The organism is Vulcaniibacterium gelatinicum, assembly GCF_008033445.1.
Lineage (GTDB): Bacteria > Pseudomonadota > Gammaproteobacteria > Xanthomonadales > Xanthomonadaceae > Vulcaniibacterium_B > Vulcaniibacterium_B gelatinicum.
This window is the reverse complement of sequence record NZ_VNKO01000011.1, coordinates 44,498-58,791: the sequence shown is the minus strand read 5'-3', so window position 1 is coordinate 58,791 and position 14,294 is coordinate 44,498. Positions and strand designations below refer to the sequence as shown.

Annotated in this window: 14 protein-coding genes; 9 read left to right on the top strand and 5 right to left on the bottom strand. The window is 72.9% G+C overall.

The window, feature by feature from the left end:
• Positions 1-15: 15 nt before the first annotated feature.
• Positions 16-687, top strand: a complete 672-nt coding sequence (locus tag FPV26_RS08050) for a methyltransferase domain-containing protein (protein ID WP_181952596.1) — start codon at positions 16-18, stop codon at positions 685-687.
• On the opposite strand, the gene FPV26_RS08045 is transcribed toward FPV26_RS08050, so the two are convergent.
• Entirely contained in the window at positions 653-1,477 is an 825-nt protein-coding gene (locus FPV26_RS08045; RefSeq protein ID WP_147653366.1) for a polysaccharide deacetylase family protein, read from the bottom strand. The genes FPV26_RS08050 and FPV26_RS08045 overlap by 35 nt on opposite strands.
• A gap of 75 nt (positions 1,478-1,552) precedes the next feature.
• Between FPV26_RS08045 and grxD the strand changes: the two genes are divergently transcribed.
• A complete protein-coding gene (grxD, locus tag FPV26_RS08040) occupies positions 1,553-2,476 on the top strand; it encodes a Grx4 family monothiol glutaredoxin (RefSeq protein ID WP_147653365.1) in 924 nt (307 codons plus the stop codon).
• A gap of 241 nt (positions 2,477-2,717) precedes the next feature.
• On the opposite strand, the gene FPV26_RS08035 is transcribed toward grxD, so the two are convergent.
• Positions 2,718-3,494 (bottom strand): AMP nucleosidase, encoded by a 777-nt coding sequence (locus tag FPV26_RS08035; RefSeq protein ID WP_147653364.1) that lies wholly within the window; start codon positions 3,492-3,494, stop codon positions 2,718-2,720.
• A gap of 116 nt (positions 3,495-3,610) precedes the next feature.
• On the opposite strand from FPV26_RS08035, the gene FPV26_RS08030 reads away from it, so the two are divergent.
• From FPV26_RS08030 to FPV26_RS08010, 5 genes are all read left to right on the top strand, one after another.
• Positions 3,611-5,032, top strand: coding sequence for an amidohydrolase (locus tag FPV26_RS08030; protein WP_147653363.1), 1,422 nt, complete (start codon positions 3,611-3,613; stop codon positions 5,030-5,032).
• The gene (locus FPV26_RS08025; RefSeq protein ID WP_147653362.1) at positions 5,029-6,321 is read left to right on the top strand and encodes an amidohydrolase family protein; all 1,293 of its coding nucleotides are present in this window, start codon (positions 5,029-5,031) and stop codon (positions 6,319-6,321) included. Before FPV26_RS08030 ends, FPV26_RS08025 begins: the two co-directional genes overlap by 4 nt.
• 77 nt (positions 6,322-6,398) lie before the next feature.
• On the top strand, positions 6,399-7,106 hold the full coding sequence (locus FPV26_RS08020) for a hypothetical protein (RefSeq protein ID WP_147653361.1): 708 nt from the start codon (positions 6,399-6,401) through the stop codon (positions 7,104-7,106).
• A gap of 81 nt (positions 7,107-7,187) precedes the next feature.
• Positions 7,188-8,129 carry a DegV family protein gene (locus FPV26_RS08015; RefSeq protein WP_147653360.1) on the top strand — a complete coding sequence of 314 codons (942 nt, stop codon included), beginning with the start codon at positions 7,188-7,190 and terminating at the stop codon, positions 8,127-8,129.
• Positions 8,130-8,155: 26 nt separating this feature from the next.
• Positions 8,156-8,497: a hypothetical protein gene (locus tag FPV26_RS08010; protein WP_147653359.1), complete on the top strand. Its 342-nt coding sequence runs from the start codon at positions 8,156-8,158 to the stop codon at positions 8,495-8,497.
• 11 nt (positions 8,498-8,508) lie between these two features.
• Here FPV26_RS08010 and FPV26_RS08005 read toward each other — a convergent pair whose 3' ends face one another.
• Positions 8,509-9,162 carry a response regulator transcription factor gene (locus FPV26_RS08005; RefSeq protein WP_147653358.1) on the bottom strand — a complete coding sequence of 218 codons (654 nt, stop codon included), beginning with the start codon at positions 9,160-9,162 and terminating at the stop codon, positions 8,509-8,511.
• 206 nt (positions 9,163-9,368) lie between these two features.
• Here FPV26_RS08005 and FPV26_RS08000 point away from each other — a divergent pair, with 206 nt between their 5' ends.
• Complete coding sequence (locus FPV26_RS08000; RefSeq protein ID WP_147653357.1) at positions 9,369-11,276, top strand: hypothetical protein; 1,908 nt, start codon at positions 9,369-9,371, stop codon at positions 11,274-11,276.
• A 146-nt stretch (positions 11,277-11,422) separates the two neighbouring features.
• Here the strand turns inward: FPV26_RS08000 and FPV26_RS07995 are convergent, their stop codons facing one another.
• Complete coding sequence (locus FPV26_RS07995) at positions 11,423-12,829, bottom strand: reprolysin-like metallopeptidase (protein ID WP_181952595.1); 1,407 nt, start codon at positions 12,827-12,829, stop codon at positions 11,423-11,425.
• A gap of 290 nt (positions 12,830-13,119) precedes the next feature.
• Between FPV26_RS07995 and FPV26_RS07990 the strand changes: the two genes are divergently transcribed.
• Positions 13,120-13,794 (top strand): Dph6-related ATP pyrophosphatase, encoded by a 675-nt coding sequence (locus FPV26_RS07990; RefSeq protein ID WP_147653355.1) that lies wholly within the window; start codon positions 13,120-13,122, stop codon positions 13,792-13,794.
• Positions 13,795-13,800: 6 nt separating this feature from the next.
• Here the strand turns inward: FPV26_RS07990 and FPV26_RS07985 are convergent, their stop codons facing one another.
• On the bottom strand, positions 13,801-14,241 hold the full coding sequence (locus FPV26_RS07985; RefSeq protein ID WP_147653354.1) for a hypothetical protein: 441 nt from the start codon (positions 14,239-14,241) through the stop codon (positions 13,801-13,803).
• Positions 14,242-14,294 lie beyond the last annotated feature (53 nt).

Here is a 14,294-nt window from a genome sequence, read left to right as displayed (position 1 = left end):
CCGCATCCGCATCCGCTGCCGCGCGGCGAGGCCACGGCCATCGCCCGCGCCTTCCTGCCCGCGCGCTGGTGGCACAACCGCTGGCACTACCACTACGCCCGGCTCAAGCTCGGCAGCGATCCGCTCTATCCCGGCGTGCTCGAGGCCCTGCGCGACACGCACGCGCCGCTGCTCGACCTGGGCTGCGGCCTGGGCCTGCTCGCGCATGCGCTGCGCCGCGCCGGCCTGGCGCTGCCCTACCGCGGGGTGGACAACGACGCGCGCAAGATCGCCCGGGCACGGGAGGCGGCACGGGCCGCCGCGCTGCCGCAGGTCGCATTCGAGGTGCAGGACCTGGCCGCCGGGCTGCCCGCGCACCGCGGCAGCGTGGCATTGCTGGACGTGCTGCAGTTCGTGCCGCCTGCGGCGCAGCCGGCGATCCTCGACGGCGCGATCGCCATGCTCACCCCGGGCGCGAAGCTGGTGATCCGCACCGGCCTGGACGACGGCAGCCGCCGTGCGCGGATCACCCGCGGCATGGACGCGTTCTCGCGCCTGCTCGGCTGGATGAACGCCGGCCCGCAGCGCTACCCCGACCCCGACGCGCTGCAGGCGCGGTTCGCCGCCGCCGGCCTGCACGCCGAGTTCGCGCCGCTGCACGGCCGTACCCCGTTCAACAACTGGCGGATCGTGGCGACGCGGCCGTGACCGCGAGCAGCGCGAGCGTCTCCGGCAGCACGCAGCGGTAGCCGCGCGCGTCGAGCCGCTGCAGCAGCAGGGCCAGGGTCTCGACGCTGCGGCCATGGCGTGCGCCTTCGTGCAGCAGCACGATCGCGCCGGGGCGCAGGCCGCGTTCGATCCGCGCCACCGTCGCGCGCGGATCGGCGCGCACCGCGTCGTAGCCGCGCGCGCTCCAGGCCACGCGCGTGAGGCCGGCGTCCTTCAGCGCGGCAGCGACGAACGGGTTGGCCATGCCGACCACGGCGCGGAACCAGCACGGCGCGACGCCGGCGATCGCGCGCAGCGTGTCCTGGGTCGCGTGCACCTCGCGTGCGATGCGCCATGGCGGCAGGGCCCAGAACCAGGCCTGCGGATGGGTGGCGCTGTGGTTGCCCAGGCCATGGCCGCGGCGCACGATCTCGCGCACCAGGTCGGGCCGCGCCGCGGCGCGCGCGCCGACCACGAAGAAGGTGGCCTGCGCGCCGTGCGCGTCGAGCAGGTCGAGCATCGCCGCGGTGTCGTCGGACGGGCCGTCGTCGATCGTCAGCCACACCACCGGCGCTGCGGTGGGCAGGCGCGCCAGCACCGGGCTGAACAGGGCCGAGTCGGCCTTCATCGTTCCCCACCAGAACGGCGCGTGCGAGGCCAGCAGCGCCGGCAGGCCCAGTGCCCAGCCGTAGCGCCACCACAGCGCGGCCACCAGCAGTTGCGAGATCAGCAGGCACCCCGCCCAGGCATGCGGGCGGCGCGGCGGGCGGTGCAGGGACGGGGCGGGCATCGGCGGATGATGCCATCCGCGGCCGGGACGGGGCGCGGCGTAAAATCCCGGTTTCCTCCCCCGCCGGATGCCGCCATGTCCCTCGATCCCGCCCTGCGCGACCGCATCCGGTCGCTGCTCGCCAGCCATCACGTGGTGCTGTTCATGAAAGGCAGCCCGCAGGCGCCGCAGTGCGGGTTCTCCGCGCGCGCGGCCGGCACGCTCGACGCGCTCGGGATCGAGTACGCGCACGTGGACGTGCTCGCCGATCCGGAGATCCGCGAGGGGATCAAGCGCTACGGCGACTGGCCGACGATCCCGCAGCTGTACATCGGCGGCGAGCTGGTCGGCGGCAGCGACATCATCGTGCAGATGGCGCAGAGCGGCGAGCTGCACGCGGCGCTCGGCCTGCCGGCGCCGGACCGCACGCCGCCGCGGATCGCGATCACGCCCGCCGCGGCGCGCATGCTGCGCGAGGCGATCGCAAGCGCCGGCGGCGAGGTGGTGGTGCGGGTCGAGATAGACGCGCAGTTCCGCACCCGCCTGCAGCTCACGCCGCCCGACCCGGGCGCGATCACCGCCGAGGCCGAGGGCATCCGCGTGCAGTTCGACCTGGCCGGCGCGCGCCGTGCCGAGGGCCTGCGCCTGGATTTCGTGGACGATGCGCGCGGCCGCGGCCTGGTGGTGGACAACCCGAACGCGCCGCCGCCGGTGCGCGCGCTCGATCCGGCCGAGGCCGAGGCGCGGATCCGCGCCGGCACGCTCACGCTGGTGGACGTGCGTCCGCGCGAGGAGCGCGCGCTGGCGTCGGTGCCGCTGGCGTTCCTGAGCTTCGACGAGGGGCTGGCGCCGATCGAGGCGCTGGGCAAGGACACCCCGCTCGCGTTCCTGTGCCATCACGGCGGGCGCAGCCAGCAGGCCGCCGAGCACTTCCGCCAGCTCGGCTTCCGCGAGGTCTACAACGTGACCGGCGGGATTGATGCCTGGGCGGAGCACGATCCGTCCATTCCGACGTACTGAGCCCTCGTCTCCGTCGGCTGACGCGTGCCGCGCGTCCTGCGGGAGGCGCATGCGTGTTTCGTCGCTTCGGGATGGGGCGTCGGTATGCCCGTTGTGTAGTGCGGGCGTGCGCGAGGGTTCGTGCCGATCGCTTCGGGCGGGAGGCCGGTCTGCCTGGGGTGGGGTTCGCCGCGTGGGCTCCGCGTCCGGCTCCGGCACGAGGCCGCAGACCCGGGACGACCATCCCGCCCGCCGCTTTCGCTCACTCGTCGAACCGCAGATGCCGCACCGATTTGCCGTGGCGGCGGATCAGGCGCAGCGCCTCGATCCCGACCTGGATGTGGCGTTCGACGTATTCCGCGCTCACCCGCGCGTCGGAGGCCTCGGTCTTCACTCCCTCCGGGATCATCGGCTGGTCGGAGACCAGCAGCAGCGCACCGCAGGGAATGCGGTTGGCGAAGCCGGCGGCGAAGATGGTCGCGGTCTCCATGTCGATCGCCATGCAGCGCATCGCCCGCAACCGCGCCTTGAACGCCTCGTCGTGCTCCCACACCCGCCGGTTGGTGGTGTAGACCGTGCCGGTCCAGTAGTCCAGCCCCGCGTCGCGGATCGAGGTCGAGACCGCGCGCTGCAGCGCGAACGCGGGCAGCGCCGGCACCTGCGGCGGCAGGTAGTCGTCGGAAGTGCCCTCGCCGCGGATCGCCGCGATCGGCAGGATCAGGTCGCCGAGCTGGTTCTTCCGCTTCAGCCCGCCGCACTTGCCCAGGAACAGCACCGCGCGCGGCTCCACCGCCGAGAGCAGGTCCATCACCGTGGCCGCGTTCGGGCTGCCCATGCCGAAGTTGATCAGGGTGATGCCGTCCGCGGTCGCGCTCGGCATCGGCCGGTCCAGGCCCACCACCTCGGCGCCGGTGAGGCGGCTGAAGTGGCCCAGATAGCCGTTGAAGTTGGTCAGCAGCACGTGCTGGCCGAAGCGTTCCAGCGGCACGCCGGTGTAGCGCGGCAGCCAGTTGGCGACGATCTCGGGTTTGTCCTTCATCGGGGCCTCGCTGAATGCGTGCCGCGGAATTCTGTCACGCCCGCGCATGACCAACGTCAGGGTTGGCAGCGCCGCGGGCCCGGGCTAGGTTGCGGGACGCCCCAGGGGAGACCGCCATGCCCAAACCGCTTGCCGCCCCGCTCCTGGCCGGAGCGATCGCGACGGCCCTGCTCGCCGGCTGCGCCGCCGGGCAGACCAAGGACACCCCGCCCGCCGACCGGGCCGTGGGCGTGTCCTTCACCGACGACCCGTATCCCAGCACCTACCGCCCGATCCCGTCGCCGCCGGTGCTGATCGCGGGCGCGACCGTGCTCACCGGCACCGGCGCGCGCCTGGACGGCACCGACGTGCTGATGCAGGACGGCCGCATCGTCGCGGTCGGCCGCGGCCTGGCCGCGCCCGCCGGCGCGGTGCGCGTGGACGGCACCGGCAAGTGGGTCACGCCGGGCCTGATTGACGTGCACTCGCACCTGGGCGTGTACCCGAGCCCCGGCGTCAACGCCCACAGCGACGGCAACGAGGCCACCGCGCCGGTCACGCCCAACGTCTGGGCCGAGCACTCGGTGTGGCCGCAGGATCCGGGCTTCGCCACCGCGCTCGCCGGCGGCATCACCTCGCTGCAGATCCTGCCCGGCAGCGCCAACCTGATCGGCGGGCGCGGGGTCACGCTCAAGAACGTGCCCGCCACCACCTACCAGGCGATGAAGTTCCCCGGCGCGCCGTGGGGCCTGAAGATGGCCTGCGGCGAGAACCCCAAGCGCGTGTACGGGCAGAAGAGCGGCCCGGCCACCCGCATGGGCAACGTCGCCGGCTACCGCGCCGCGTTCATCGAGGCCGCCGAGTACATGCGCAAGCGCAAGGGCGACGGCAACGGGAACGGCAACAACAACGGCAGCAAGCGCGACCTCAAGCTCGACACCCTCGCCGGCGCGATGAGCGGGCAGATCATGGTCCACATCCACTGCTATCGCGCCGACGAGATGGCGACGATGCTGGACCTGGCGCGCGAGTTCGGCTTCAAGGTCGCCGCCTTCCACCACGGCGTGGAGGCGTACAAGCTCGCCGACCGGCTCGCCGCCGAAGGCGTGTGCGGCGCGCTGTGGGCCGACTGGTGGGGCTTCAAGATGGAAGCCTTCGACGGCATCCAGGAGAACATCGCGCTGGTGGACCGGCCGCAGGGCGGCTGCGCGATCGTGCATTCGGATTCGTCCGAGGGCATCCAGCGCCTCAACCAGGAGGCGGCCAAGGTGATGGCGCAGGCGCGCCGCGCCGGCATGGAGATCCCGCCCGAGCGCGCGATCCGCTGGATCACCGCCAACCCGGCGCGCTCGATGGGCATCCTCGACCGCACCGGCACGCTCGAGCCCGGCAAGATGGCCGACGTGGTGGTCTGGAACGGCAACCCCTTCAGCGTCTATGCCAAGGCCGAGCAGGTGTACGTGGACGGCGCGCGCGTGTACGACCGCCACGACCCGGCGCGCCAGCCGCGTTCGGACTTCATGCTCGGCCACGACAACGGCCAGGGAGGTGTGCGATGAGCCGTCGTCTCGTCACCGCGCTCGCGGCCGCCGGCGCGCTCGCGCTGGCCGGCGCCGCCGCGGCGCAGGATGTCCTGATCCGCAACGCCACCGTGCACACCGCGGGCACGCGCGGCACGCTGCGCGAGGCCGACGTGCTGGTACGCGGCGGCCGCATCGCCGCGATCGGCGCGAACCTCTCCGCCGGCGCCGAGGTGCCGGTGGTGGACGCGCAGGGCCGGCCGCTGACGCCGACCCTGTTCGGCGGCATCACCGCGATCGGCCTGGAGGAAGTCTCCGGCGAGCGCAGCACCGTGGACGCCACCCAGACGCTCGGCGGCAACGCCACGCAGATGACGGTGCGGCCGGAGTTCGACGTCACCCTCGCCTACAACCCCGAGTCGGTGCTGGTGCCGGTGGCGCGCGTGGAGGGCATCGGCTTCACCCTGCTCGGCGCCGGCAGCGGCCCGGGCGGCTCGATCGTCGGCGGCCAGGGCGGCGTGGTGCGGCTGGACGGCAGCCTCGATCCGGTCGGTCCGCGCGCGCTGTTCGTCAAGCTCGGCAGCGACGCCTCGGGGCTCACCGGGCAGTCGCGCGCGGCGCAGTGGATGATCCTCGACCAGCTGGTGGACGAGGCGCGCGGACGCATTCCCGCCGATTCGCCGCATGCGCTGCTGACGCCGGCCGGACGCGCCGCGCTGGCGCGCTACCTCGGCGGCGGCGGGCGGGTGGTGGTGGAGGTGCACCGTGCCTCCGACATCCTGCAACTGCTGCGCTGGAGCCGCCGCCACGGCGTGCGCGTGGCGGTCGCCGGCGGCAGCGAGGCGTGGAAGGTGGCGCCGTCGCTGGCCGCGGCCAGGGTGCCGGTGTTCGTGGATCCGCTGGCCAACCTGCCGGCCGACTTCGACCGCATCGGCGCCAGCCTGGAGACCGCGGCGCGGCTGCGCGCGGCGGGCGTGGCGGTGGCCTTCGCCCAGGGCAACGACCCCTCGCACAACGCGCGCAAGATGCGCCAGCTCGCCGGCAACGCGGTGGCCAACGGCCTGCCGTGGGAGGACGGCCTGGCCGGGCTGACCCGGGTGCCGGCGGAGACGCTGGGCGTGGCCGGCGAGCTCGGCACCATCGAGGTCGGCAAGCGCGCCGACCTGGTGCTGTGGAGCGGCGATCCGCTCGAGGTCAGCAGCATCGCCGAGCAGGTCTGGTTCGACGGCCGCGCGATCCCGATGCGCTCGCGCCAGACCGAGCTGCGCGACCGCTACCTGCGTGCGGACGGCGCGTTGCCGCGGGCGTATCCGGCCGCGGCGCAGTAAGCGCACCCGCCCCCGCCCCTGCGCAGGGGCGGGGGCGAGGCCTGCGGCGTATCCTCGGCGCACCGCAGGGAGTGCCCATGCCGCCGATCCTGTCCGCGCTGCTGCTCAGCGCCGCCTACGCGATCCAGCCCCCCGGACAGTTCCACGCCGGCGAAGCGGTGGCGCGCGACGGCGAGCGCTGGCTGGCCTTGCGCGTGCAGGGCACCGCGGCGGCGCTGGTCGCCACGCGCCTGCAGGTGCGTCCGGTGCACGATGCGTTGCTGGACGCGCCGGGGCAGACCACCGGCATGGACGTCGCCTCGCCGCTGGGCGAGGGCGTGGTCGCGTTCCTGCGCGGGCCGGCGCTGCGCGCCGGCGAGGTCGAGGCCGCGCAGCCGGCATCCGGCGAGACCTCGCTGATCCAGGCCGGCCAACACCTGGAGCTCCTGTTCCGCGGCGCGCGCCATCGCCTCGCCGCCGAATGCACGCCGGCCCCGCCGTCGCCGGAGGCCGGGCAGGCGCGCTTCGACTGCCAGCTCGTGCTGCACGCGCCGGATGGCCGCACGCAGACGCTGGCGCGCCTGGGCGGCTACCGCGAGGCCGGCGGCACGGCCGTCCTGCTCGGCGACGACGCGGCGCCCACGCTGCTGTTCGCCGGCGACCTCGACCGCGACGGCCGGCTCGACCTGCTCCTCGATCTGACCGATCACTACAACGTCTCGCGCCCGACCCTGCTGCTGTCCTCGCCGGCGGCGGCGAACGAGCAGGTGCGCGAGGTGGCGCACCACGCATCGGTCGGCTGCTGACGTCCCGCCCTGCGCGCACACGCCGGACACGGCATCCGCTCTGGCATCATTGCGGAGACTCCCGCCAGAAAGGACCACCCCATGCGGATCGGCATCGTGGTTGACTCCGCCTGCGACCTGCCCGCGCGCTTCTTCCGCGAGCACGACGTCACCATCCTGCCGATCACGGTCCGGATCGGCGATGCGGTGCTGGCCGACGTGCGCGACGAGAAGGCCACGCTCGACTTCCTGCACGCGCACGTGGCCGAGCGCGGCGCCGACGCCGAGACCACGCCGTTCACGGTGCAGCAGATCCAGGACCTGTTCCTGCAGAAGCTGGTGATGGACTACGACTACGTGTTCTGCCTGACCATCACCCGCACGCGCAGTCCGATCTTCGACAACGCGCAGCAGGCCAGCTTCGCGATCCTCAACGAGTACCGCCCGATCCGCGCCGCGGCCGGGCACGACACGCCGTTCGCGCTGCGGGTGATCGACACCCAGAACCTGTTCGCGGCGCAGGGCGTGACCGCGGTGGAGGCGGTGCGCCTGCGCGATGCCGGGGAGGGCGCGCCGAAGATCCGCGCCCGGCTGGAGCACCTGGCGCTGCACACCCACGGCTACATGGTGCCGCCGGACCTGTACTACCTGCGCGCCCGTGCGCGCAAGAAAGGCGACCGCAGCGTCGGCCTGCTCAGCGCCGCGCTCGGCAGCGCGCTCGACATCAAGCCGGTGCTGCACTGCAACCGCGGCGAGACCGGGGCGGTGGCCAAGATCAAGGGCTTCGAGCCGGCGGTGCGCAAGCTGTTCGAGTTCACCATCGGCCGCATCCGCGCCGGGCTGATGACGCCGACGGTGTGCCTGAGCTACGGCGGCGATCTGGCCGAGATGCGTGCGCTGCCCGGTTACGAGTCGCTGCGCGCGGCCTGCGCGGAGCACAACATCGAGCTGTACGAGAGCGTGATGAGCCTGACCGGGATGGTGAACGTGGGCAAGGGCGCGCTGGTGGTCGGCTTCGCGGCCGAGCCGCACGCATTCGAGTGAGCGCGGGGCGGGGACGAGGACCGGGCATGGCCACCCGCTATTACCTGCGTCTGCGCGATCCGGCCCGCGCCCGCGCCGGCGGCCAGTTCCCGTTCACCGCGCACGGGGCCGAGGAGTTCGCCGCGCAGTTGCAGCAGGCGCTGCGCAGCGATGCGCTGTTCGAGCGTTGGCGGCAGGCGCAGGAGGATCCGGACGCGGTGGACCGGTCCCTGGCCGCCACCGACCCGGACGCGACTGTGAGCGGCAGCCAGCACGATCTGCACATCGACCTCGTCGCCACCACCCGTCTGCCCGGCCGCGTGTTCCAGCACCGCATGCGCCTGCTCGCCGGCAGCGCCTGGGAACTGGTGGACGTCACTGCGGCCTGAGCAGCGAGCGCTCACTGCGCCGCCGTCCCGTGCACGGCGTCGGTCTCGGTGAGCCGGCGCGCCGCTGCCAGCAGCGCCACCCGGCCGTGCACGCCCTCGCGCTCGAAGATGTGGTGCAGGTGGGTCTTCACCGTCTCCGGGCTGATCCCGAGCTGGCGCGCGATCTGCTTGTTGCTCAACCCGCGCGCGGCCCAGCGCACGATCTCGCGCTGACGACCGGTCAGCAGCGACCAGTCCCCCGGCGGCTCGGCCGGCAGCGCCACGACGGGGATCCGCAACGCCGCGCGCAGCAGTTCCGGATGGGTGACGAACAGGCCCGCCTCCGCCGCACGGATCGCATGCAGCACCCGCTCGGGCTCGGCCTGCTTGTTCAGGCAGGCATGGGCGCCGCCGTCGATGCAACGCTGCAGGCAGGCCAGGGTGGGGTGGCGGAAGAAATACAAGCGCCGCGGCGCGGGCAGGCGCGGGCGGCGGCGTTCACGTTCGACCTCCGGATCGTCGCCGTCGAGCAGCAACAGCGCCGCCGGGTGCGACGCCGCGCGGCGCGGCTGCGCGGGCTGGTAGGCGCCCAGCCATTCGAGTTCGGCGCGCAAGGCCAGCATGCGCTGCATCCGCGCGCGCCAGACCGGGTCGCGGCCGATCACCAGGACGGGCATCGCGGTCATCGCAGACCTCCCCCGCGTGCTCCCGCTGGCGCCCCTGTCCGCCCGGGATACTTCCGGAACGGCAGCCGCCGCCACGACCGGCCAGATCTTCCCTCCCCCGCCCGCGCGATTCCCCGCCTCCCCCCTCCGGTCGATGCTCGCAGCGACGCGGTGGGGCGGAAAGGGGCGTCCGCGCCGCGCATCCCCCTCTCGAGAGGAGCACGATCATGGCCACACGCAAACAAGGCAGCCGACGGGCACCGTGGGCCACCTGTCTGATGGCCGCGGCGGTCACTGCGCTGGCCGCCTCCACGGCCCTGCTCACCGCGCCGCCCGCCCTGGCGGTGCACGACGCGCCAACCCCGTTCGAACTCGACGGCAACGCCACCGACACCTCGGCGCTGGACGACTGGGATTCCGTCTTCGGCCTCAGCACACCCTATCCGACACCGCGCGGCATCCCGAGCGCGGGGGCGGGCGAGACCTTCGTCGCGGACGGCCCCAACCTTGCCGGCGGCAAGGAAACCTCGGCCTGGGAAGGCAGCAACAAGGACATCGACCTGATCAGCACCTGGGAGCACAAGCCTGCGAAAGTCGTGCCCGACAAGGACAACATCACCAACGCCTACGCCAAGGCCTACTCAGTGGATCACGACGGCGACGGCAGCGACGACCCGGGCGACACGCCCAACCATCTGGTGATCTACTTCGGCGCCGACCGCTTCGCCAACAACGGCGACGCCGCGCTCGGCTTCTGGTTCTTCCGCAACGACGTGGGCCTGGGCCCGAACGGCACGTTCACCGGCGAGCATGCGGTGGGCGACATCCTGGTCCAGGTGGACTTCGTCTCCGGCGGCAGGAGCAGCGAGGTGCAGATCTTCCAGTGGGTCGGCAGCGGCGGCAGCCACGGCGCGCTCGACGAACTGGAATTCGCCGCCTCCAACGGCTTCGTGGTGTGCACCCCGGACGATGCGGCCTGCGCGGTCACCAACAACGCGGCCGCCAACTCGCCTTGGGCCTACACGCCCAAGTCCGGCAGCGCCAACGTGTTCCCGGCCGAGAGCTTCTTCGAGGCCGGCATCGACATCACCGCCCTGGTCGGCGAGGTCTGCTTCTCGAGCTTCATGGCCGAGACCCGCAGCTCGCACTCGGAGACCGCGGAGCTCAAGGACTTCGCCCTCGGCGACTTCGACCTGTGCTCGGTGAACGTCGAGAAGGTGTGCGTGAACGAAGGCGCCGGCGGCTTCCCGCAGGTGGATCCGCTGAACGAGACGTTCTCGACCAAGCACACGGTGACGATCCAGAACACCGGCTTCGGTGCGATCTACGACGTGGAGCTGCGTGACGACTCCGTCGCCGGCGGCAACCCGCCGAAGGTGTGCGCGATCTCGGCGATCAGCGGCGGCGTGGGCACGCCGACGATCCCGTCGGGCGGCATCCTGTTCCCGGACAACAGCACGTTCATCGAGGTCGCCAACCGGCTCGACCCCGGCGCCGGCAACGCGATGACGGTGACGCTGATCTGCTCCACCGGCGACAACCCGTTCCGCAACGGCGTCAGCGTGCGCTCCAAGCCGACACCGACCAGCACCGCAAGCGTGACCGACAGCGACCTGGAGACCCAGGCCGAAGCCGACGTCTGCGCGCTGACCCTGTCGGCCGGACTGCGGATGCAGAAGTGGTGCCAGGGCGATCCGGGCGCATCGGGCGACGAGAATCCCGCCTACGCGGCACGCGCCCAGGCCGGCCAGCCGAACCGCTCGGTGTTCCTGAATCCGAGCACCGGCTACAAGCCCGAGGTGTGCGTGGACATCCGGCTGTCCAACACCACGGCCGACCAGCGCATGGAGATCCTGGGCTTTGGCGACACCGACCTCGGCTCGCTGCTCACCCAGATCCCGCTCGACGGCAAGGGCCGGCGGACACTGGCGCCGATGGGCACGACCGGCGATTCGATCATCGTCTCCGGGTGCTACAGTCCGACCGCACCGGACGGCAACCAGACCGATCCGGGCCTGGCGACCTACTCCGACACGGCCAGCGCCAACGGCCGCGGTGTGATCGTCCCGACCACGGCCGAGGCCTCGGACACCGCGACCTGCAAGCTGTGCCCGACCTGTCCGGAGTGCGAGTGACGAGGGTTGAGGGAATGGACGCCGGGATGTGACGAGGGGCGCCGCCCGCACGCGGCGCCCCTCCGCCACCGCTGCATGCTCTCCCCTCCATGCAGCGAGGAGGGCGGCGGGTCACTCCGCCGCCCTCTGCCTTGTGCGGCGCCGGATCAGCGCACGCTGAACCCGGTGGAGGCGACGACGGTGGCACCGTCCTTGCTCGCCTCGCCCTGCACGCTCCAGGTGCCGATCAGCGACTTGGCCTTGCCCAGCTTGAACGAGGCGCGCGCGTAGCCGTCGCTGCCGGTGGTGGCGTTGTAGGTGCTGGTCGTCCCGCTCGGGGAGGCGACCGTGAAGCGCACCGCCGCACCGGCCACCGGCACGCCGTCGCGCTTGACCAGCATGCTCATGGCCACGGTCTCGCCGCGCACGTAGCTGGTCTTGCTGGTGCCGATGCTGCCGGTCAGCGGCAGCGGATCCGCCGGCGGCGGCGAGGACGAGGCGCCGAGGGTGACGTCCACGGTCGCGCCGGTCGCGTCCACGGCCACGACCTCGAAGCTCACCCCCGCCGCGCTGTCCACGTAGCGCCGGCCCGGCGCCAGCGCGCCGTCCTCGGCATCGCTGTAGCTCGAGCCCGGCACGCTGTCCGGGGTCATGTCGAGCAGATAGCTGGAGAAGCCGTCGCCCTCCACCCCGCTGTGCACCAGCACGCCGGCGGTGAGGTTGCCGATGCCGCCCAGCACCGTGTCGAAGCCGACCGGCTGGCGGTACTCGAGGTAGTAGTAGCGGGTCCGGCCGGTGGTGGGATCGGCGCCGCGCGCGATGCGCAGCGCCTTCACGCCGGTGCCGGCGGCCGCCAGCGGCTCGATCCGGTAGCGCCCGCTCGCGGTCACCGTGGTCAGGCCCGGCTGGCCGCTGCCGCCGATCCAGCCCAGCAACTGCTTCTGGAACGCGTTGAAATGCGGGATCGCGCCGTAACCCATGGTGTCGGCGGGGTCGCCGTAGCTCTTCACCGCGCAGTCGCTGCCGAGCACGACCGCGCCGCAGTCCAGGCTCTGCGAGTGCAGCAGGCCGAAGTTGTGGCCGAGCTCGTGCGCGATCACGTAGGCGCTGTAGTTGTTGCCCTTGATCCAGGTGCGGGTGGGCACGCTGCCGGCGCCGGAGTTGTAGCCGGAGGCGCTGCAGCCGTTCTGCGGGAACAGATAGACGATGCGCTGGTAGTTGCCGAGCGCGACGCCGGCCGCGGTCGCGGCGCGGTCGGCCTCGAGCGCGATCAGGTCGCGGTCGCAGCCGGCCTTGGACACCGGAATCGTGTACCAGCCGTAGGTGTTGCCGCTGAGCAGGGTGCGGCCGTAGGAGGCTTCCCAGTAGAAATCGCTCACCGTGCCGAACACCAGCGCATGGGCGGCGGACGGGCTGATCGGCTGGGAGGCGTCGTCCTGGAAGTTGACCAGGATCACCGCCGTCTTCTGCTCGCCGGTGGTGCGCGGCAGGGACTGGGCGAGGACGGCGAAGGAACAGAGCAACAGCAGGAAGGACAGCAGCAGGCGCGTGGCGCCGCGGAAGGTGCGGGTCATGGCGGTACCGGGCAGTGGAACAGGGGAGCCGGCGTCCTGCCGGGGCCGGTCGCGTGTTCCTGGGGCCGGCGGGAGCGGTCGATCCCTCGCAGCCTCCGTGCTCCGCGCCGCCGACGCGCGGGGGCGGGCCGGCGGCAGGGGCATCGTCCCGTGCTGCGCCGCCGCAATCCGCGCAACGTTTCACGGTTCGGGACGTGCCTCGCCGCATGAACCGTGCGATCCGTCACAGTTCGCCCGGACCTCCGACGAGCGGCACAATCCCGATCCCCTCCCCACCCAGGCCTCTGCCGATGCCGACCCCTGTCCTGTTGTCCTGGAGCGGCGGCAAGGACGCCGCCTGGGCCCTGCACGTGCTGCGCGGCCAGCCCGAGGTGGAGGTGGTCGGCCTGGTCACCACGGTCACCGACGGCTACGAGCGGATCGCGATGCAGGGCATCCGCACCGCGATCCTGGACGCCCAGGCGCAGGCCGCCGGGCTGCCGGTGATCCAGGCGCGGCTGCCGCAGCGGGCCAGCAACGAGGTCTACGAGGCCGCCTTCGCCGCGGCCCTGGCGCAGGCGCGGGAACGCTGGCCGGGGCTGGCCACGATCGCCTTCGGCGACCTGTTCCTGGCCGACATCCGCGCCTACCGCGAGGCGCTGTGCGCGCGCCTGGGCTGGACCCCGCGCTTCCCCCTGTTCGGCGCCGACACCGCGCGGCTCGCGCGGGAGATGCTCGCCGGCGGCCTGCGCGCGATCCTGACCTGCGTGGACACGCAGCAGCTCGATGCCGCCTTCGGCGGCCGCGACTTCGACGCCGCCCTGCTCGCCGACCTGCCGCCCGGCTGCGACCCCTGCGGCGAACGCGGCGAGTTCCACACCTGCGTCCACGCCGGGCCGATGTTCGCCGCGCCGCTCCCGCTGGTGCGCGGCGAACAGGTGCTGCGCGAAGGCCGTTTCCTCTACACCGACCTGCTGCCGGCGTGAGGCCGGTCAGGGCGTGCACTCCTCCGCGGAGCTCACGCAGCGGTTGCCGTACACGCACCACACCCGCCCCGGCGCGCACTCGCCGGTGTGCGCGGCGCTGGTCCGGCACAGGCCGCTGACCGGCTCGCAGGTGTAGCCGCCGGCGGCGCAGTCGTTGACCGCGCCGGCGCTGTTGCGGCTCACGGTCGGCGACTCGCAGTAGGCATGCACCTGGCTGCCGCCCTTGCGGGTCCATTCGGCCAGCTGCGCCTGCAGGCTGTCCACCTGGCGGCGCAGTTCCTGGTTCTTCGCCCGCTCCTGCTCGAACTGCGCCTTCCAGTCGATCTGCAGCCCCTGGGTCTGCACCGGCGCCACCCGCGGCTGCAGCGATTGCACCTGCTGCGCCGCCAGCGGCGCGGCGAGCAGCAGGCCGAACACACACCCCACCCACGGACGCAGGACGGACATGACGGGCTCCCGGAAGCGCATGCGAGCCCGCACGCTAGCAGATCGCCGCCGCC

What these genes read in the sequence shown, in the direction of transcription:
- FPV26_RS08045 (WP_147653366.1), bottom strand. Translation starts at nt 1,477, where the DNA reads ATGCCCGCCCCGTCCCTGCACCGCCCGCCGCGCCGCCCGCATGCCTGG.
- grxD (WP_147653365.1), top strand. Translation starts at nt 1,553, where the DNA reads ATGTCCCTCGATCCCGCCCTGCGCGACCGCATCCGGTCGCTGCTCGCC.
- FPV26_RS08035 (WP_147653364.1), bottom strand. Translation starts at nt 3,494, where the DNA reads ATGAAGGACAAACCCGAGATCGTCGCCAACTGGCTGCCGCGCTACACC.
- FPV26_RS08030 (WP_147653363.1), top strand. Translation starts at nt 3,611, where the DNA reads ATGCCCAAACCGCTTGCCGCCCCGCTCCTGGCCGGAGCGATCGCGACG.
- FPV26_RS08025 (WP_147653362.1), top strand. Translation starts at nt 5,029, where the DNA reads ATGAGCCGTCGTCTCGTCACCGCGCTCGCGGCCGCCGGCGCGCTCGCG.
- FPV26_RS08020 (WP_147653361.1), top strand. Translation starts at nt 6,399, where the DNA reads ATGCCGCCGATCCTGTCCGCGCTGCTGCTCAGCGCCGCCTACGCGATC.
- FPV26_RS08015 (WP_147653360.1), top strand. Translation starts at nt 7,188, where the DNA reads ATGCGGATCGGCATCGTGGTTGACTCCGCCTGCGACCTGCCCGCGCGC.
- FPV26_RS08010 (WP_147653359.1), top strand. Translation starts at nt 8,156, where the DNA reads ATGGCCACCCGCTATTACCTGCGTCTGCGCGATCCGGCCCGCGCCCGC.
- FPV26_RS08005 (WP_147653358.1), bottom strand. Translation starts at nt 9,162, where the DNA reads ATGACCGCGATGCCCGTCCTGGTGATCGGCCGCGACCCGGTCTGGCGC.
- FPV26_RS08000 (WP_147653357.1), top strand. Translation starts at nt 9,369, where the DNA reads ATGGCCACACGCAAACAAGGCAGCCGACGGGCACCGTGGGCCACCTGT.
- FPV26_RS07995 (WP_181952595.1), bottom strand. Translation starts at nt 12,829, where the DNA reads ATGACCCGCACCTTCCGCGGCGCCACGCGCCTGCTGCTGTCCTTCCTG.
- FPV26_RS07990 (WP_147653355.1), top strand. Translation starts at nt 13,120, where the DNA reads ATGCCGACCCCTGTCCTGTTGTCCTGGAGCGGCGGCAAGGACGCCGCC.
- FPV26_RS07985 (WP_147653354.1), bottom strand. Translation starts at nt 14,241, where the DNA reads ATGTCCGTCCTGCGTCCGTGGGTGGGGTGTGTGTTCGGCCTGCTGCTC.